This is a genomic window from Oceanicola sp. 502str15 (genome assembly GCF_024105635.1).
In the GTDB taxonomy this organism is placed as follows: Bacteria; Pseudomonadota; Alphaproteobacteria; order Rhodobacterales; family Rhodobacteraceae; genus Vannielia.
Genome location: NZ_WYDQ01000001.1, coordinates 4105170 through 4122458 on the forward strand (window position 1 = coordinate 4105170; position 17289 = coordinate 4122458).

Annotated in this window: 20 protein-coding genes; 14 read left to right on the plus strand and 6 right to left on the minus strand. The window is 68.1% G+C overall.

Annotated elements, in window-relative coordinates; all coding sequences use genetic code 11:
* Positions 1-18 precede the first annotated feature (18 nt).
* A complete protein-coding gene (locus GTH22_RS20200; RefSeq protein ID WP_252947688.1) occupies positions 19-957 on the minus strand; it encodes a polyprenyl synthetase family protein in 939 nt (312 codons plus the stop codon).
* 130 nt (positions 958-1087) lie between these two features.
* Here GTH22_RS20200 and GTH22_RS20205 point away from each other — a divergent pair, with 130 nt between their 5' ends.
* The 3 genes from GTH22_RS20205 (at position 1088) to GTH22_RS20215 (ending at position 2384) form a co-directional block, all read left to right on the plus strand.
* Entirely contained in the window at positions 1088-1306 is a 219-nt protein-coding gene (locus GTH22_RS20205) for a DUF2007 domain-containing protein (protein ID WP_252947385.1), read from the plus strand.
* Positions 1299-2069 (plus strand): tRNA1(Val) (adenine(37)-N6)-methyltransferase, encoded by a 771-nt coding sequence (locus GTH22_RS20210; RefSeq protein WP_252947387.1) that lies wholly within the window; start codon positions 1299-1301, stop codon positions 2067-2069. Before GTH22_RS20205 ends, GTH22_RS20210 begins: the two co-directional genes overlap by 8 nt.
* Before the next feature lie 150 nt (positions 2070-2219).
* On the plus strand, positions 2220-2384 hold the full coding sequence (locus GTH22_RS20215) for a YdcH family protein (RefSeq protein WP_252947388.1): 165 nt from the start codon (positions 2220-2222) through the stop codon (positions 2382-2384).
* 244 nt (positions 2385-2628) lie between these two features.
* Here the strand turns inward: GTH22_RS20215 and phbB are convergent, their stop codons facing one another.
* The 3 genes from phbB to GTH22_RS20230 all read right to left on the minus strand — a co-directional run bounded on the left by phbB (position 2629) and on the right by GTH22_RS20230 (position 5733).
* Entirely contained in the window at positions 2629-3351 is a 723-nt protein-coding gene (phbB, locus tag GTH22_RS20220; RefSeq protein ID WP_252947389.1) for an acetoacetyl-CoA reductase, read from the minus strand.
* 90 nt (positions 3352-3441) lie between these two features.
* A complete protein-coding gene (locus GTH22_RS20225; RefSeq protein WP_252947390.1) occupies positions 3442-4617 on the minus strand; it encodes an acetyl-CoA C-acetyltransferase in 1176 nt (391 codons plus the stop codon).
* A gap of 273 nt (positions 4618-4890) precedes the next feature.
* Complete coding sequence (locus GTH22_RS20230; RefSeq protein WP_252947391.1) at positions 4891-5733, minus strand: EAL domain-containing protein; 843 nt, start codon at positions 5731-5733, stop codon at positions 4891-4893.
* Positions 5734-5845: 112 nt separating this feature from the next.
* Between GTH22_RS20230 and GTH22_RS20235 the strand changes: the two genes are divergently transcribed.
* The gene (locus GTH22_RS20235) at positions 5846-6427 is read left to right on the plus strand and encodes a DNA-3-methyladenine glycosylase I (protein ID WP_252947392.1); all 582 of its coding nucleotides are present in this window, start codon (positions 5846-5848) and stop codon (positions 6425-6427) included.
* Positions 6428-6506: 79 nt separating this feature from the next.
* On the opposite strand, the gene GTH22_RS20240 is transcribed toward GTH22_RS20235, so the two are convergent.
* A complete protein-coding gene (locus tag GTH22_RS20240) occupies positions 6507-7064 on the minus strand; it encodes a TlpA disulfide reductase family protein (RefSeq protein WP_252947393.1) in 558 nt (185 codons plus the stop codon).
* Positions 7065-7086: 22 nt separating this feature from the next.
* Here GTH22_RS20240 and argH point away from each other — a divergent pair, with 22 nt between their 5' ends.
* The 6 genes from argH to GTH22_RS20270 all read left to right on the plus strand — a co-directional run bounded on the left by argH (position 7087) and on the right by GTH22_RS20270 (position 13139).
* Entirely contained in the window at positions 7087-8487 is a 1401-nt protein-coding gene (argH, locus tag GTH22_RS20245; RefSeq protein ID WP_252947394.1) for an argininosuccinate lyase, read from the plus strand.
* Entirely contained in the window at positions 8484-8624 is a 141-nt protein-coding gene (locus GTH22_RS20250; protein ID WP_252947395.1) for an argininosuccinate lyase, read from the plus strand. Before argH ends, GTH22_RS20250 begins: the two co-directional genes overlap by 4 nt.
* On the plus strand, positions 8621-8827 hold the full coding sequence (locus tag GTH22_RS20255; RefSeq protein WP_252947396.1) for a hypothetical protein: 207 nt from the start codon (positions 8621-8623) through the stop codon (positions 8825-8827). The genes GTH22_RS20250 and GTH22_RS20255 overlap by 4 nt, the downstream gene beginning before the upstream one ends.
* Positions 8811-8993 (plus strand): hypothetical protein, encoded by a 183-nt coding sequence (locus tag GTH22_RS20260; RefSeq protein WP_252947397.1) that lies wholly within the window; start codon positions 8811-8813, stop codon positions 8991-8993. Before GTH22_RS20255 ends, GTH22_RS20260 begins: the two co-directional genes overlap by 17 nt.
* A gap of 205 nt (positions 8994-9198) precedes the next feature.
* Positions 9199-10464 carry a diaminopimelate decarboxylase gene (gene lysA / locus GTH22_RS20265; protein ID WP_252947398.1) on the plus strand — a complete coding sequence of 422 codons (1266 nt, stop codon included), beginning with the start codon at positions 9199-9201 and terminating at the stop codon, positions 10462-10464.
* Positions 10465-10511: 47 nt separating this feature from the next.
* Positions 10512-13139 carry a TIGR02302 family protein gene (locus tag GTH22_RS20270; protein ID WP_252947399.1) on the plus strand — a complete coding sequence of 876 codons (2628 nt, stop codon included), beginning with the start codon at positions 10512-10514 and terminating at the stop codon, positions 13137-13139.
* Positions 13140-13240: 101 nt separating this feature from the next.
* Here the strand turns inward: GTH22_RS20270 and GTH22_RS20275 are convergent, their stop codons facing one another.
* Positions 13241-14137 (minus strand): zinc-ribbon domain-containing protein, encoded by an 897-nt coding sequence (locus GTH22_RS20275; protein WP_252947400.1) that lies wholly within the window; start codon positions 14135-14137, stop codon positions 13241-13243.
* A gap of 171 nt (positions 14138-14308) precedes the next feature.
* Here GTH22_RS20275 and GTH22_RS20280 point away from each other — a divergent pair, with 171 nt between their 5' ends.
* From GTH22_RS20280 to GTH22_RS20295, 4 genes are read left to right on the plus strand one after another with little or no spacing between them, the layout of a single operon-like run.
* A complete protein-coding gene (locus GTH22_RS20280; protein ID WP_252947401.1) occupies positions 14309-14986 on the plus strand; it encodes an ATP-binding cassette domain-containing protein in 678 nt (225 codons plus the stop codon).
* Entirely contained in the window at positions 14983-15915 is a 933-nt protein-coding gene (locus GTH22_RS20285) for a cell division protein FtsX (protein WP_252947402.1), read from the plus strand. Before GTH22_RS20280 ends, GTH22_RS20285 begins: the two co-directional genes overlap by 4 nt.
* Complete coding sequence (locus GTH22_RS20290) at positions 15912-16670, plus strand: 1-acyl-sn-glycerol-3-phosphate acyltransferase (RefSeq protein WP_252947403.1); 759 nt, start codon at positions 15912-15914, stop codon at positions 16668-16670. Before GTH22_RS20285 ends, GTH22_RS20290 begins: the two co-directional genes overlap by 4 nt.
* Positions 16667-17269, plus strand: coding sequence for an MSMEG_1061 family FMN-dependent PPOX-type flavoprotein (locus GTH22_RS20295; RefSeq protein WP_252947404.1), 603 nt, complete (start codon positions 16667-16669; stop codon positions 17267-17269). The genes GTH22_RS20290 and GTH22_RS20295 overlap by 4 nt, the downstream gene beginning before the upstream one ends.
* The last annotated feature ends 20 nt before the right edge of the window (positions 17270-17289 follow it).

A 17289-nucleotide genomic window follows, 5' to 3' on the forward strand; every position in this document is an offset into this window, starting at 1 on the left:
GCCCGCCGCGCGGTTGGTTCAGCGGATGCGGGCGACCACGTAGTCGGCCAGATCGGTGAGCATGCTGCGCATGTCGCTGTCGGGCAGGGGGGCGAGGGCGGCCTTGGCGCGATCGGCCCAGGACGTGGCCTCTTCGCGGGTCTGCTCCAGCGTGCCGTGCCGGGCGAGAAGGCCGAGCGCGGTTTCGAGATCGCCCTCTTCCTGCTTGCCGCGCTCGATGCAGCGCTTCCAGAAGGCGCGCTCTTCGTCGTCGGCGAGGGCGACGGCCTTGATGACGGGCAGGGTCAGCTTGCGCTCGCGGAAATCGTCGCCGACGTTCTTGCCGGTGGCGCCCGCGTCGCCCGCGTAATCGAGGTAGTCATCGACGATCTGGAAGGCGATGCCGAGGGCGTCGCCGTAGTCGAACAGCGCGCGGGTGGCCTCGTCGGAGGCGCCGGAGATCACCCCGCCGGCCTCGGTGGCGGCCGAGAACAGCGCCGCGGTCTTGCCGCGAATGACCTTGAGATAGACACTCTCGTCGGTGCGCAGATCCTGCGCCGCGCTCAGTTGCAGCACCTCGCCCTCGGCGATGGTGGCGGCGGCGTTGGAGAGGATGGAGAGCACCCGCAGGTTGCCCGGTTCGACCATGAGCTGGAAGGCGCGGGCGAAGAGATAGTCGCCCACCAGCACCGAAGATTTGTTGTCCCACAACAGGTTGGCGGTGGGGCGGCCACGGCGCTGGCCGCTTTCGTCGACCACGTCGTCATGCAAAAGCGTGGCGGTGTGGATGAACTCGACGGTGGCGGCGAGGTGGATGTGGAAGGGGCCGGCGTAGTTGCAGAGGCGGGCCGCCGCGAGCACCAGCATGGGGCGCAGCCGCTTGCCGCCGGCGTCGATCAGGTGGGCCGAAACTTCGGGGATGCGGGGGGCGTGCTCGGAGGCCATGCGCTCTGCGATCAGGGCGTTCACATCCGCCATCTCGCCCGCCAGCGCCGCCGCCAGCCGCTCGTGCGGCTTGCTCTGCGCGCCGGTCTCCACTGTCTTCAGCACTGTCACGCCTCCGTCACCCCGCTCGACAGCTTCGCTTGCTGCCCTTAAGTCTTTGCACATGAAGGCCGTTCTGCGCACCACCGACCCGACACAACTCGTCTTCGCAAAGGCCCTACTGGCCGGCGAGGATATAACTTGCTTCGAAATGGACGTCCACATGAGCGTTCTCGAGGGGAGCATAGGCATTTTGCCGCGCCGCCTGATGGTGGCGGATGCCGACCACGCAGAGGCCGCGGAGATCCTGCGCGACAATGAGGTTGAGGGCGTCGTTGACTGAGGCACGATGCGACGCCTTCCTGAGCGGGCGGGTGCAGGCCTGGCAGCCGGTGACGGGCTATCGGGCCGGGCTGGACGCGGTGTTTCTGGCCTCGGCGGTGCCTGCGCGCGCGGGCGAGACGGCGCTGGAGCTGGGCGCGGGGGCCGGGGTGGCGAGCCTGTGCCTTGCGGCGCGGGTGCCGGGGGTGCGGGTGACGGCGGTGGAGCGCGACGCGAGCTATGCCGCCCTGGCCCGGCGCAACGGGGCGGAAAATGCCCGCGGGGGCGCCGCGCCGCTGGAGGTAGTGGAGGCCGACCTGGCCGAGCTGCCCGAGGCGGTAAAGGCGCGCCGATTCACCCATCTGCTGTTCAACCCGCCCTATTTTGACCGGAGCCGCGGCAAGGCCTCGCCCCATGCGGCGCGGGAGGCGGCGATGGGCGAAGAGACGCCGATTGGCATCTGGGTCGATGTGGCGGCCCGCCGCCTGTCGCCGGGCGGCTGGCTCACGGTGATTCACAGGGCCGAGCGCCTGCCCGACCTGCTGGCGGCGATGGTGGCGCGGGGCGGATTTGGCGGCGCGACGGTGCTGCCGCTGACAGGCCGCGAGGGGCGCGCCGCCGGGCGCGTGATCGTGCAGGCCAGAAAGGGCGGGCGGGCCGAGGCGCGGCTGCTTGCACCGATGGTGCTGCACGAGGGGCCGGTGCACAGGAGCGATGCCGAGGACTACACCCCCGAGGTGGCGGCGATCCTGCGCGACGGCGCTGCGCTGACACGGATGGGGTGAGGGCAAACATGACAGCCCTGTGAAGTTTTAACCCTTTGGTAAGGTTTGGGGTTGACGATTATCCCCATCTGATTTGGGCGTCACCCGTGACACGACTCACATTGTGTGGTGCACTGGTCAGACCGAACCATCACATAAGAGGAGATACTCATGTCCGTGACCGCCCATCTTCAGGAGCTCCGTCGCAAACACCAGGTACTCTCGGCCGAGGTGGAAGAGGCGCAACGAAGCCCCGGGGTGAACGATCTTTCCATCGCGGAGATGAAGAAACAGAAGCTTCGGCTGAAGGAAGAGATTACGCGGCTCGACAGCTGATTTTCCACGGCGCGGCAGGCGCAGACATGCCGCCTGCATCGCGCCGGAGATGCTGAGGCAGGCGGAGGCGGCCAGCCACTCGGTCGGCTCCGTCACACCGTGAGAGGCCCTGCGCCGATGCCGGCGCGGTTGGGCCCCCGGGAAACTTTGCAAAATCTGGAACGCCTGGCCCGTTGCGAAGGGCCCGCACGAAGAAGGGCCGGCCACGGGGGCCGACCCTTGTTTTTTGCTGCCTGTGGCGCGTTCAGACGAAGAACTGCGCCCCGTTGGCCGAAATCGTGGAGCCGTTGATGAATCCGGAGTCTTCGGAGGCGAGGAAGGTGACGCAGCGGGCGATTTCCTCGGGCGTGCCGAGACGGCCTGCGGGGATGCCTGCGATGATCTTCTCGCGCACCGACTCGTCGATGGCCATGACCATCTCGGTGCCGATATAGCCCGGGCAGATGGCGTTGGCGGTGATCCCGGCGCGCGCGCCTTCCTGGGCCAGCGACTTCACGATGCCCAGATCGCCGGCCTTGGTGGCGGCATAGTTGGCCTGGCCGGCCTGGCCCTTCTGGCCGTTGATCGACGAGATCACGATGACCCGCCCGAACTTGCGCTCGCGCATGCCGGGCCAGCAGGGGTGCACGGTGTTGAACACGCCGGTCAGGTTGGTGCCGATGACCTCGTTCCACTGCTCCGGGGTCATCCGGTGGAACATGGCATCGCGGGTGATGCCGGCATTGGCGACCACGGTATCAATCGGGCCGAGGTCGGCGACGACCTGGTCGATCCCGGCCTTGGAGGCGGCATAATCGGCCACGTCCCATTTGTAGGTCTTGATGCCGGTGGCCTCCGTGAAGGCGGCGGCCTTCTCATCATTGCCGGCATAGGTGGCAGCCACCTGGTAGCCTTCGGCCTTGAGGGCCTTCGAGATGGCTTCGCCAATACCCCGGCTTCCGCCGGTGACGAGTGCAACGCGGGTCATATCAGTCTCCTCCTCCGTGTTGGAGGCATTGTTACGTGAGGGGGATCGGTCGCGCAACTATATTGCGCGACCATTCTGCGCTGCGGCGTATCAAGGCCGCTCGAGGCACATGGCAACGCCCATGCCGCCGCCGATGCAGAGGGTGGCGAGGCCCTTCTTGGCGTCGCGGCGCTGCATTTCGAAGAGCAGGGTGTTGAGCACGCGGCAGCCGGAGGCGCCGATGGGGTGACCGATGGCGATGGCGCCGCCGTTCACGTTCACGATCGAGGGATCCCAGCCCATGTCCTTGTTCACGGCGCAGGCCTGGGCGGCGAAGGCCTCGTTGGCTTCGACCAGGTCGAGGTCTGACACCGACCAGCCCGCCTTGTCGAGCGCCTTGCGCGAGGCGTAGATCGGGCCGACGCCCATGATCGACGGGTCGAGGCCGGCGGTGGCGTAGGAGGCGATGCGGGCCAGCGGGGTGATGCCGCGCTTCTCGGCGTCATCGGCGCTCATCAGCAGCACGCCGGCGGCACCGTCGTTGAGGCCCGAGGCGTTGGCGGCGGTGACGGAGCCATCCTTGGTGAAGGCGGGGCGGAGCTTCTGCATGGCTTCCATGGTGGCGCCGTGGCGGATGTACTCGTCCTTGTCGACCACGATGTCGCCCTTGCGGGTCTTGATGGTGTAGGCGGTGATCTCGTCGTCGAACTTGCCGGCCTTCTGCGCGGCCTCGGCCTTGTTCTGCGAAGCGACGGCGAACTCGTCCTGCTGGTCGCGGGAGATCTGCCACTTTTCGGCGACGTTCTCGGCGGTCTGGCCCATGTGGTAGCCGTTGAAAGCATCCCAGAGGCCGTCGCGGATCATGGTGTCGATGTAAGTCATGTCGCCCATCTTCTGGCCCTGACGCAGCGAGGCGCAGTGGGGGGACATCGACATGTTTTCCTGCCCGCCGGCGGCAACGATGGAGGCATCGCCGAGCTGGATGTGCTGGGCGCCGAGCGCCACGGCGCGCAGGCCCGAACCGCAGACCTGGTTGATGCTCCAGGCGGCGGACTCCTGCGGAAGGCCAGCGTTGATATGGGCCTGGCGGGCCGGGTTCTGGCCCTGGCCGGCGGTCAGGACCTGACCGAGAATGGTTTCGGACACCTCGCCGGCGTCGATGCCGGCGCGCTCCACGACGGCCTTGAGCACGGCGGCGCCGAGGTCATGGGCGGGGGTGTTGGCGAAGGCACCGAGGAAGGAGCCCACAGGGGTCCGCGCGGCGGAGGCGATAACGACATTGGTCATGAGACATCCTTTTCCCATTGGCAGGGGCGAGGTGCTTGTGACGCGGACGCATGACCCGACTCCACCCCGCCCGGATCACAGCCATGGGTAGAGCTTTGGTCGGGGTGACGCAAGGGCGCGATTGCTGCGGTGCGGCAAAATGCTGCGCTGCGGCGAGGGCGGCGGAGCGGTGAGCGGTGGCGCCGCGGGCGTGGGGGTGGTGGTGAGTCGGGGGCGCGGCATAGGGTGAGGGTGGGTTGGCACCCACCCTACGGGGCGTGGCGGAGGGAGGGTTCAGCCGGCGCGGCGCATGCCTTGGGGGAACTCGCGCCAGCCGGGCGAGGTGGTGGGGGCGCCGAAGTGGTAGCCCTGCAGGCAATCGACGCCGATCTCGGAGAGCACGGCGGCATCCTCGGCGTTTTCGACGAACTCGGCCACGGTGAACATGTCGAAGTGGCGGGCGATGGCAACCATGGCCTCCACCAGCATCCGGTTGTCGGGGTCGCGGCTGACGCCGCGCACGAACTGGCCGTCGATCTTGAGGATGTCGAAGAAGAAATCCTTGAAGTAGCGGAAGGCGGTGTAGCCCGCCCCGAAATCATCGAGCGCGAAGGCGACGCCGCGAGTTTGCAGGTCGAGCATGAAGACGGAGGTGATGTCGGGCATCACCATGGCGGAGGCTTCGGTGATCTCGATGATGAGGCGCTCGGCGAGGGTCGGCTCCATGGCAAGGCCGCGCTCGAGGGTCTGCATCCAGCGCGGGTAGCCGATGGAGCGGGCCGACATGTTGATGGCGAGGCGCAGGGAGGGGGCCTGGTGCAGCGCGGTCAGCCCCATTTCGAGCGCGAGGCAGTCGATGATGCGGCCGATCTCGTGGGTTTCGCAGGCCGAGATGAACTCCCGCGCGGGAATCACCCGCCCGGTGTCGTCCAGCACCCGGATCAGCCCCTCGTAGAAGGCGGCCTTGCGATGATCGGTGGCGCGCACGATGGGCTGGAAGGCGAGCAGCACATCGCGCCGGTCGAGCGCGCCGCGCACCATTTCGATGATATCCTCGTCGCGCTGGAGCACCGCGGAGCCGAGGGGAGAGGAATCACTGGCCTCGAACTGTCGCTTCCGCTGCTTTCCTGGGGCCATGCCTTGCCGTGCTCCTTGCTGCGCTCTGCCGGTTGACGGGAGAATGCCGCTTGTTCTCTTAAGAAATGCTGAATATTCTCATTTTGTTCTAATTTTCCGAAAAGGGATCGTGATGGGCGAGAGATGTGGCTGGGTCGGGACCGACGAGATCTATCTGACGTATCACGACACCGAGTGGGGCGTGCCGGAGTGGGACGGGCGGGCGCTTTACGAGAAGCTCATGCTCGACGGGTTCCAGGCCGGGTTGAGCTGGATCACCATCCTGAAGAAACGGGAGAATTTCCGCGCCGCCTTCGAGGGGTTCGAGCCTGCGCGGATCGCGCAATGGGGCGAGGCGGAGGTGGCGCGCTGCCTGGCCGATCCGGGGATCGTGCGGCACCGGGGCAAGATCGAGGCCGCCATCGGCAATGCGCGCGGATGGCTGGAGATCGAGGCGCGGGAGGGGTTTTCGGCCTACCTCTGGAACTACGTCGGGGGCCGACCGGCGCAGAACCGCTGGGGCTCGCTGGCCGAGGTGCCCGCGAAGACGCCGGTGTCGGAGGCGATCTCGAAGGATCTGAAGAAGCAGGGGTTCCGCTTTGTCGGGCCGACGATCGTTTACGCCTTCATGCAGGCGGTGGGGATGGTGAACGACCATGTCGTGACCTGCCCGCGCCACGACGACTGCGCCGCGCTCGGCCGGTCGGATGATTGAGTATTTAGAGCAAGAAAATGAACGGGTTACGCTTCATTTTCTTGCTTCAAATATCTCCCGCCGGAGGCATTGAAGTTTTTCAGCTGCCCTCGGCCACGAGCGCGGCGATGATGGCGCGGGCGCTGTCGCTGTTCCATTCGGCGTCGCCTGTCAGGCGGGCGACCTCCCGGCCTTCGGCGTTTAGGATGACCGTCACCGGCAGCCCCAGCACCCCCATGTTGCGGGCGAGTTTCTGGCGCGGGTCGCGGTAGACGGGCATGTCGGAGAGGCCGATTTCGTCCAGGAAGCGGGTGACGGCGCCCTCTGGGTTGCGCCCGGTGGCCACGGTGACGACGCGGGCGCCCTTGCCTTCGAAGGCCTCGCCCAGCTCGGCGAGGGCGGGCATTTCCTTGCGGCAGGGGGCGCACCATGTGGCCCAGAAGTTGAGCACGATGACCTCGCCCTTCAGGTCGGCGAGGGTGACGGGCCCGTCGGGGCCGTCGAACACCTCGGCGGGCACGTCGCGGGGGGCCGAATGCACGGCGAGCTTCTTCATGCTGCCGTCGCGCAGGGCGGCAATGTCTTCGGCGCTTGCGGTGCCCGTGTTTGCAGTGACGGCCAGCGCCGTGTAGAGAACCGCGGCGATCAGATTTCTCATCCTCAACTCCTTTAGGCCCGTCATGACAGAGACCTCCAACAATGCCGCCAACGCCATGTGGGGCGGGCGCTTTTCTGCCGGTGTGGACGCGATCATGGAGGCGATCAATGCCTCGATCGGGTTTGACCAGCGGATGGCGCAGCAGGACATCGCGGGCAGCCGCGCCCATGCCGCCATGCTCGCGCAGGCTGGCATCATCTCGGATAGCGATGCGGAGGCGATCCGGGAAGGGCTGCTCACGGTGTTGTCAGAGATCGAGGGCGGGACGTTTGAGTTTTCGGCGGCGCTGGAAGACATTCACATGAATGTCGAGGCGCGGCTGGTGGAGCTGATCGGGGATGCGGGCAAGCGGCTGCACACCGGGCGGAGCCGGAACGATCAGGTGGCGCTCGATTTTCGGATGTGGGTGCGTGACCAGTGCGATGCCGCTGTTCCGGCCATTCGGGCGGTGCAGGGCGCGCTGCTGGGGCAGGCCGAGCGTGGGGCGGATTGGGTGATGCCGGGCTATACCCATCTGCAGGTTGCCCAGCCGGTGACATGGGGCCACCACATGCTGGCCTATGTCGAGATGCTGGGCCGCGATGTGGGCCGGTTTCAGGATGCGCGGGCGCGGATGAACGAGTCGCCCCTTGGCGCGGCGGCGCTGGCGGGCACCAGCTTTCCCATCGACCGGGAGGCGACGGCCGAGGCACTGGGGTTTGACCGGCCGATGGCGAACAGCCTCGATGCGGTGGCGGACCGGGATTTTGCCTTGGAGTTCATGGCGGCGGCGAGCATTTGCGCGATGCATCTGAGCCGGCTGGCGGAGGAGCTGGTGATCTGGTCTTCGGCGCAGTTCCGTTTTGTGACCATGTCCGACACTTGGAGCACGGGCTCTTCGATCATGCCGCAGAAGAAGAACCCCGACGCCGCGGAGCTGATCCGGGGCAAGATCGGGCGGATTCTTGGCGCCAATCTGGGGCTGCTGACGGTGATGAAGGGCCTGCCGCTGACCTATTCGAAGGACATGCAGGAGGACAAGGAAGGCGTCTTCGACGCGGCCGACACCCTGATGCTGGCCTTGGCCGCAATGGCGGGGATGATCGAGACCATGAGCCCCAACCGCGAGAAGCTGGCGGAGGCGGCGGGCACGGGCTTTTCGACCGCGACCGACCTTGCAGACTGGTGCGTGCGGGTGCTGAACCTGCCGTTCCGCGATGCTCACCACGTCACCGGCAGCCTTGTGGCGTTGGCCGAGAAGACCGGCCGCGACCTGCCGGAGCTGTCGCTGGAAGAGATGCAGGGGGTGCATGCGGGGATCACGGAAGACGTGTTCACGGTTCTTTCGGTGGACAACTCGGTGGCCTCTCGGACATCCTATGGCGGAACCGCGCCTGCCAACGTGAAGGCGCAGATTGCCCGCTGGAAGGAGACCCTTGGATGAGAGCTGCCTTTGCCCTTGCCGCGCTGCTGGCCCTGTCGGCCTGCGGGGTGGATGGCGAGCCGGAGCCGCCGGTGGCGCCCGGGGTGCATGTGAGCGGCACCGTCAAGGTGGGTGTGCGCGGGGGGAGCGGGCTGTGAGGGCCCTGGCGGTGCTCGGCGTGCTGGCCCTGGCGGGCTGTGATGGCGGCGGGGGCGGCCTGAAGGTGGCCGTGGAGCTGCCGACCAAGGTGCAGGCCGGGGTGGCCGGGTCGAGCGACGGGCCGACCCGTCCGGTGGGCCGTGTCACCGGCAGTGCGCCCTATGTGATTGTCGGAGCGGATGAAGATGACCGGACGTTCTGAGAAGCTGCTGCTGGCGGCGGTCCTGACCTTGCTCGCGGGCTGCGGGCTGGAGAGCACAAATGAGCCGCCCTATCCGCCGGGCGTGCATTTTCATGGCAAGGCGCAGATGGGCGTGGCCAAGGGGGCGGATGGCAACCTGCGGATGGTGACGCGGTTCACCGACTGAGGCCCTCGCAGGCGCGTCGATGCGCTTGGGGCCATGGGGATTGGCCGATTTCCTGAAGATCATCGACGCGGCGTGATGCCGCTTTGGCCGGCACTTGCCGGGCCGGGGCGGCGAGGGGCGCGGCGTGCGGGTGCAGCGGGCGTGGTGAGCGATTGATCTGCCCGCTGCCGTGCAGTAGCAACGCGCCGTATCAAGCGAGGGCCCGATGGATCATTTTCTTTACAAGAGCGGCGAGCTCCATGCCGAGGATGTGCCGATCTCCGAGATCGCGGCCCAGGTCGGCACGCCGTTCTATGTGTATTCGGCGGCCACGCTGACGCGGCATTTCAACCTGTTCGAGGAGGCGCTCGAGGGCGTGCCGCATTGCATCTGCTTTGCGATGAAGAGCCTTGCCAACCAAGCGGTGCTGACGCTGCTGGGCAAGCTCGGGGCGGGGATGGACGTGGTGTCGGGCGGGGAATATGCGCGGGCGATTGCGGCGGGCATTCCGGGCGACAGGATCGTGTTTTCGGGCGTGGGCAAGACCCGCGAAGAGATGGCGATGGCGCTGAAAAGCGGTATTCGGCAGTTCAACATCGAGAGCGAGCCGGAGATGGAGGCGCTGAGCGAGGTTGCCAGTGCGATGGGCGTGGAGGCTCCGGTGACGATCCGGGTGAACCCGGATGTGGATGCCAAGACCCACGAGAAGATTTCGACCGGCAAGAAGGGCGACAAGTTCGGCATTCCGATCAGCCGCGCGAAGGAGGCCTATGCCCGCGCCGCCGCGCTGCCCGGCCTGCGGGTGGTTGGGATCGACGTGCATATCGGCTCGCAGCTCACCGAGCTGGCCCCCTTCGAGACCGCCTTCGAGAAGGTGGTGGAGCTGACCCATGCGCTGCGCGCCGAGGGCCACCAGATCGAGCGGCTCGACCTTGGGGGCGGGCTTGGCATTCCTTACGAGCGGAACAACTCCGGCCCGCCGCTGCCGATCGAGTACGGCGCGATGATCAAGCGTGTCACCGCCGGGCTGGACGTTGAGGTGGAGATCGAGCCGGGGCGGCTGATTTCGGGCAATGCGGGGATGCTGGTTTCGGGCGTGATCTACGAGAAGGACGGGGATGGCACCGATTTTCTCATTCTCGACGCGGCTATGAACGACCTGCTGCGGCCTGCGATGTATGGTGCGCACCACGATATCATTCCGGTGATCGAGGCGGAGCCGGGGGTGGAGCAGCGCACCTATGACATCGTCGGGCCGATCTGCGAGAGCGGGGACACCTTTGCCAAGCGCCGCACCATGGCGCCTTTGAAGGCCGGGGAGCTGGTGGGCTTCCGCTCGGCGGGGGCCTATGGCGCCGTGATGTCGAGCGAATACAACGGCAGGCCGCTGATTCCGGAGGTTCTGGTGAGCGGGGATAACTTTGCCGTCATACGGGCCAGACCGACCTTTGACGAAATGATTGCCCGCGATAAGGTTCCTTCATGGGTGTAGGCCATGCTGGCCGCACTTGCCGCGAATCCTGACCGCAACGGAGGGTCATGGACCCCAATGCCGCCCGCTCCCGCGCCCTGAAGCGCCTGATGCGACCCCTCCAGCTGACGCGGGTGGGGATGGTTGCCGAGCGGTTGACTCGCTGCTTCTGGCCGGTCTGGACGCTTGTTTTCATTGCCGCTGCCGCGCTGGCCTTCGGTGCGCATGACGTGCTGCCGCCGGAAGGCGTGTGGGCGGTTGGCGGGCTGTGGATTGCGGCGCTGCTCGTGGCGCTGGGGCTTGGCGTGCGGGCCTATGCGCGCCCCTCCGGCAAGGAGGTCGTGGCGCGGCTGGATGCGACGCTGCCGGGCCGCCCGATCCGGGCGCTTTCGGACAAGCAGGCGATTGGCGCGGGCGATTTCGGCTCCGAGGCGGTGTGGAACGCCCATGTGGAGCGGATGGCCGCGCGGATCGAAACCGCGAAGGCGGTGCGGCCCGACCTGCGGCTCTCGGACCGCGACCCCTATGCGCTGCGCTACGCCGCGCTGGGCGCGCTGGTGACGGCGCTGCTGTTCGGCTCGCTCTGGCGGATCACCTCGCTCGACGATGCGGCGGGGGCAGGCCCCGGTGCCGCACTGGCCGCCGGGCCGAGCTGGGAAGGCTGGATCGAGCCGCCGGCCTATACCGGCAAGCCCTCGCTCTACCTCAACGACATATCGCAGGCCGATTTTACCGTGCCGGAGGGCTCGGAAGTGACGATCCGGCTCTATGGCGAGGTTGGCGCGCTGTCGGTGCGCGAGACCGTGTCGGGCACCGCCGAGGCGGCGGCACCGGAGGGTGAGGCCATGGCCGGGGAGGCTGCCGGCGAAGACAGCCCGCCCGCCGTGGATGACGGGGTGCGCAGCTTTGCTGTGAACGGCTCTGGCGAGATCGAGATTGACGGCGCGGGCGGGCGGACGTGGCAGGTGCTGATATCGCCCGATACAGCGCCGCGTGTGGAGCTTGTGGCGCCGATCGAGAAGACGGCCATGGGAGAGCTGCAGCAGCGGTTCCGGGCCGAGGATGATTATGGCGTTGTGGCCGGGAGCGCCCGGATCACGCTGGACGAGAGCGGGCTCGAGCGGCGCTACGGGCTGGCCACCGAGCCGGAGCCGCGCGAGCCGGTGGTGCTGGACCTGCCGATGACGATCTCGGGGGATCGGGCGAGTTTTGAAGAGACGCTGATCGACGATCTGAGCAAGCACGCATGGGCCAACCTGCCGGTGACGATGCAGCTCACGGTGGAGGATGCCAACGGCCAGCAGGGCCGCAGCGAGGCGCGCGCGATGGTGCTGCCGGGGCGGCGCTTCTTCGACCCGGCGGCGGCGGCGCTGATCGAGCTGCGGCGCGATCTGCTGTGGAGCCGCGAGAACGCGGCGCGCACGGCGCAGATCCTGCGCACGATCACCTGGAAACCGGCCTCGGCGCTGGCCCAGCCGCGCACCTACCTGCAGGTGCGGATGGTGCTGAAGCGGCTGGAGGCGGCGGGCGAGACGCTGCCCGAGGCCACCCGCGACGAGTTGGCCGATGCGCTCTGGGATATTGCGGTGCGGATCGAGGAGGGCACGCTTTCGAACGCGCTGGAGCGGTTGCGGCAGGCACAGGAGCGGCTGAACGAGGCAATCCGCAACGGCGCTTCGGACGAGGAAATCGCCCAGCTGATGGAAGAGATGCGGCAGGCGATGCAGGACTACATGCGCCAGCTCGCCCAGCAGCAGCAACCCGGCGAGCAGCAGCAGGGCCAGCAGGGCGAGACCATGGAGCTGAGCCAGCAGGACCTGCAGGACATGCTCGACAAGCTCGAAGAGCTGATGCAGCAGGGCCGCACCGCCGAGGCGCAGGAACTGCTGAACCAGCTCATGGAAATGATGCAGAACATGCAGGTCACCCAAGGCCAGGGCGGGCAGGGGCAGCAGAGCCCCGGCGAGCAGGCCATGGAGGGCCTCGCGGAGACGCTGCGCGACCAGCAGGGCCTGAGCGACGAGGCCTTCCGCGACCTTCAGGAGCAGTTCAACCCCAATGCCCAGCAGGGCGAGAGCGGCGAGAACCAGGGCCGCAACGGCAACCAGGGCCAGGGCGAGAGCCATGAGCAGGGGCAGAACCAGCAGGGCCAGGGCAACAACCCCGATGGCCGCCCCGGCGAGGGTGGCGAGCCGGACGAGCGCAGCCTTGCGCAGCGCCAGCGCGAGCTGCGCCGCGAGCTGGAGCGCCAGCGTGGCCAGATGCCCGGCGCGGGCACCGAGCAGGGCGACGCCGCCCGCCGCTCGCTGGATGAGGCGGGCCGCGCGATGGACCGGGCCGAGGAGAGCCTGAACCAGGGCGATCTGGCGGATGCGATCGACAACCAGTCACAGGCGATCGAGCGGCTGCGCGAAGGGATGCGCAACCTCGGAGAAGCCATGGCCGAGGAGCGCCGCCAGCAGCAGGGCGGGCAGGGCGAGAACGTGGGTCAGGCCGACCCGAGCGGCCGCCGCGACCCGCTGGGCCGCGACCGTGGCTCAACCGGGCCGCTGGGCACAGAGGAGCACATGCTGCAGGGCGATGACGTCTATCGCCGCGCCCGCGACCTGCTCGACGAGATCCGCCGCCGTTCTTCGGAGCAGGGCCGCCCGGATGTGGAACTGGAATACCTCAAGCGGCTGCTCGAGCGGTTCTGATCCCCCTTGAAGGCATCGACGCCCTGCGGATGCGAGGAAGCTGAGGTGGCAGAGCGCCTGCGCGCCAGGCTTTGCGTTGGTTGGTTCCGGCTAGCGGGGCGCTATTCGCTCCCGGCGCCGCGCAGGGTGGTGTCGAGCCAGAGGCGGCCCGCGTTGACGGCGCTCACGTAGCTGGCAAGCGGGGCTTCGAGTGCGGGCACGGCCGCGGCGATGCGCGGGGCCTGGGTGTAGGCGAGGAAGGCGAGCACGGCGAGGATGGCGACGAAGCCGAAACCCAGCCGGAAGCCGCGCTTGGCCTTTTGCTTCTCGATCTCGGCACTGGCGGCCCCGGCCTCTTCGGCGGTGCGGCTCGGGTCGGCGCTGGCGCGGAGGGTGGAATTGATCTCTTCGATGTCGGGCAGCATCTCGCTGCGATGTGCGGCGCGCCCGGAGAGGGCGGCGACGGCGACGGCGGGATTTTCGCCGCGCATGCGGGCCTTGTGGGTTTCGCTTGCGACACGGCGCTCGTCGGGCTCGGGGGCGTGTTCGGGAGCGGGCTCCGGTTGCGCCTCGGGTTGCGGCGCGGGCTCGGGAAGCGGCTCGGCGATGCGGGTTGTCTCCGCGGCGGGCGGTGCCTCGGCCACGGGTTCGGGGGCCGGTTCGTGGACCGGCTCGGGCGGGGCTTCGGCGGCACGGGCGGCCTTTTCACGCTCGGCCTCTTCGCGCAGCACATCCATCACGGCGGAGTCCAGCGCCCTGCGGGCCGGACGCTCGGGCACGGGGTCGGCGGCGGGGGTTTCAGGCTCGTCGGGGGTGCCGGTGGCGATCTTGGTGGTTTCGCGCTTCGGGCCGGCCTGGCCGGCCATGCGGGCCGCCGCGCTCACGCGCTCGCGGGCGCCATCGGGCAGCTGGAACCAGCTGTGCCCGCAATTGGAACATTGCACATCTCGCCCGGCCTCTGGAATGACACTGTCATCCACGGCGTAATGCGCACCGCAATTCGGGCATACCAGCCGCATACCTGCCCCCTCGATTTCAACCCGGTTCGGTTGTGTGCCTCTGTTATTTGACACACAAACTAGCACTCAAACCCCCGGAAGCAAAGAAATTGCACGGGCAAGCAGGCCACCCCAATTGCATGTGAGGCCCCGCTGCGGCAAAAGGAGCGGCAGGATTGGCGGGGGTTAAGAGTGATCGAGCTGGAGAATGTGGCCTACAGCTACGGCGGGGGCGAGTTGTTGAGTGACATCTCGCTGCGGCTGGCGCCGGGGTCGTTTCATTTTCTGACCGGGCCCTCGGGCGCCGGAAAGACCACCTTTTTGAAGCTGTGCTACCTTGAGCTGGCCCCCACGGCCGGGCGGGTGCAGCTGTTTGACAAGCCTGCCACCGGGTTCAGCCGCGACGAGGTGGCGCGGGCGCGCCAGCGGATCGGCGTGGTGCATCAGGATTGCCAGTTTCTCGACCACCTGCCGCTGGCGGAGAACATCGCGCTGCCGCTCACCGTGGCGGGGCGGAACGTGGAGCTGGAACGCGAGAACATCAAGGAGCTGATGCGCTGGGTCGGGCTGGAAAAGCACGCCGATGCGCTGCCGCCCTCGCTTTCGGGCGGCGAGCGGCAAAGGGCGGCGCTGGCGCGGGCGGTTGTGATGTCGCCCGACATCGTGGTGGCCGACGAGCCGACCGGAAATATCGACTGGGAGATGGGGCAGCGCCTGCTTCAGCTGCTCGTGGAGCTGAACAAGATGGGCAAGACCATCCTGATCGCGACCCATGATCTCAACCTGATCCGCACCGCCAAGAGCAAGGTTGCGGCGCGGGTGCTGCGGATTTCGAAGCGGCGGTTGCAGCTTGCGGGTGCGGACCTGTGAGCGGGGCGAAGAAGGCGCTGGGCGAGGTACGCTACCGGGTGTCGAAGCTGCTGGCGCTGTTGCAGGGCGACGGGCAGGCCGACCGGGTTGTGCCGCCGACCGGGTTCACCGCAAATCTCACGCTGTTCACCGCCGGGGCGATGGCCTTTCTGGCGGTGTTCGCGCTGGCGCTGTCACTGGCGACGGGGCGGGTGGCGAGCCGGTGGTCGGACGAGCTGGCGCGCTCTGCCACGCTGCGGATCTCGGCCCCTGCCGATCAGCAGGCGGCGCAGGCCGCGCGGGCGCTGGAGGTGCTGGAGAGCACGCCGGGCATCGCCTCGGCGCGGCAGCTCTCGGAGGAGGAGCAGCGCGAGTTGCTGGCGCCGTGGCTGGGGGTGGATCTGCCGCTCGAGGAGCTGCCGGTGCCGGTGCTGATCGAGGTGGTCGAGGGCGCGGGGCTGGATGTGGCGGGGCTGAAGGCACGGCTGGCGGGTGAGGTGCCGGGCGCGGTCTATGACGACCACTCGCGCTGGCGCGCGCCGCTGATCCGCGCCGCCTCGCGGCTTCGCCTGCTGGGGATCGTGGCGCTTGCGCTGATCGCGACCTCGACGGCGGCGATGATCACGCTGGCGGCGGGCTCGGCGCTTGCGGCCAATGCGCGCGTGATCGCCACGCTGCGGCTGGTCGGGGCGAAGGATACCTATATTGCCCGCGCCTTCGTGCGCCGCTTCACCCAGCGCGCGCTGGTGGGCGCGGCGGTGGGCACCTCGGCGGCGATGCTGGCGCTGGCCATGCTGCCCCGCGCCGACACGGCCGGCGGCTTTCTGACCGGGCTCGGCTTTACCGGGGCGGGCTGGCTGCTGCCGCTGGTGGTGCCGGTGCTGGCGGCGGCGACGGCCTTCTTTGCCACCCGGGCGGCGGCGCTGCGCACCTTGAGGCAGGTGACATGAGCGGCGCGGTGCAATGGCTGCGCTCGCTGTTCTTTGTCGGGCAGATGTATTTCGCGATGTTTTTCCTCGCGATCTTCTACACGCCGATCATGCTGGTGGACCGGCGCGGCGCGACATGGGGCGTGCATTGCTATTGCCGCTATGTGCGCTGGAGTGCCCGCTGGATGGTGGGGCTGAAGACCGAGGTGCGGGGCGAGGTACCTCAGCGCGAGGTGCTGGTGGCGTCGAAGCATCAGAGCTTTCTGGATATCATCCTGCTCTGCTCGGTGCTGCCGCGCCCGAAGTTCATCATGAAGAAAGAGCTGATGTGGGCGCCGATCCTCGGCCAGTACGCGCTGCGGATGGGCTGTGTGCCGGTGGACCGGGGCAAGCGGGCGCAGGCGGTGCAGAAGATGGTGAGCGACGTGGCCTCGGGCGCGCAGCGGCCCGGGCAGCTGGTGATCTATCCGCAGGGCACCCGCGTCGCGCCCGGGGCCGCCATGCCCTACAAGGTGGGCAGCGCCGTGCTCTACCGCGAGCTGGGGCAGACCTGCGTTCCGGCGGCGACCAACGTGGGCGTGTTCTGGCCGCGCAAGGGCATCCTGCGCAAGCCGGGGGTCGGGGTAATCGAGTTCCTGCCGCCGATCCCGCCGGGGCTGGTGCCGCAGGCCTTCATGGCGCGGCTCGAGGAGGTCGTGGAGGCGCGCTCTGACGCGCTGATGCTGGAGGCGGGTTATGACGCGCCGGCGGCGCGGGCTGCGGGGGCGGCACGGTGAGCCGGATCGAGGATGTGGCGGCGCTGGAGGCGCTTTATGGCCAGCCGGGGCGGCGCTCGCTCGACAAGGTGGCCGACCGGCTGACGCCGCTCTATGCCAAGTGGATCGCGGCGTCGCGCTTTTGCGTGCTCAGCACCGTTGGCCCGGAAGGCACCGACGGCTCGCCGCGCGGCGATGATGGCCCGGTGGTGGAGGCGCTCGACGCGCAGACCCTCGCGCTGCCCGACTGGATGGGCAACAACCGCATGGACAGCCTGCGCAACATCGTCCGCGACGGTCGGGTGAGCCTGATGTTCATGGTGCCCGGCTCGACAAACGTGGTGCGGGTGAACGGGACGGCGGTGGTATCTGTCGACGAGGGCCTTCGGGGCCGGTTCGGCAAGGCGGGTAAGCTGCCGCGCTCGGTGGTGGTGGTGACGATCGGCGAGGTCTATTTTCAATGCGCCAAGGCGATCATGCGATCGGGCCTGTGGCGCGGCGAGGATGAGAGCGCAAGCGTGCCGAGTGCGGGCGAGCTGGTGCGCGAGGCGGATGCCGGGTTTGATGCCGAGAGCTACGACGAGGGCTATGCGGAATATGCAAAGCCGCGGATGTGGTAGGCGGAAGGCGGGACAAGTCC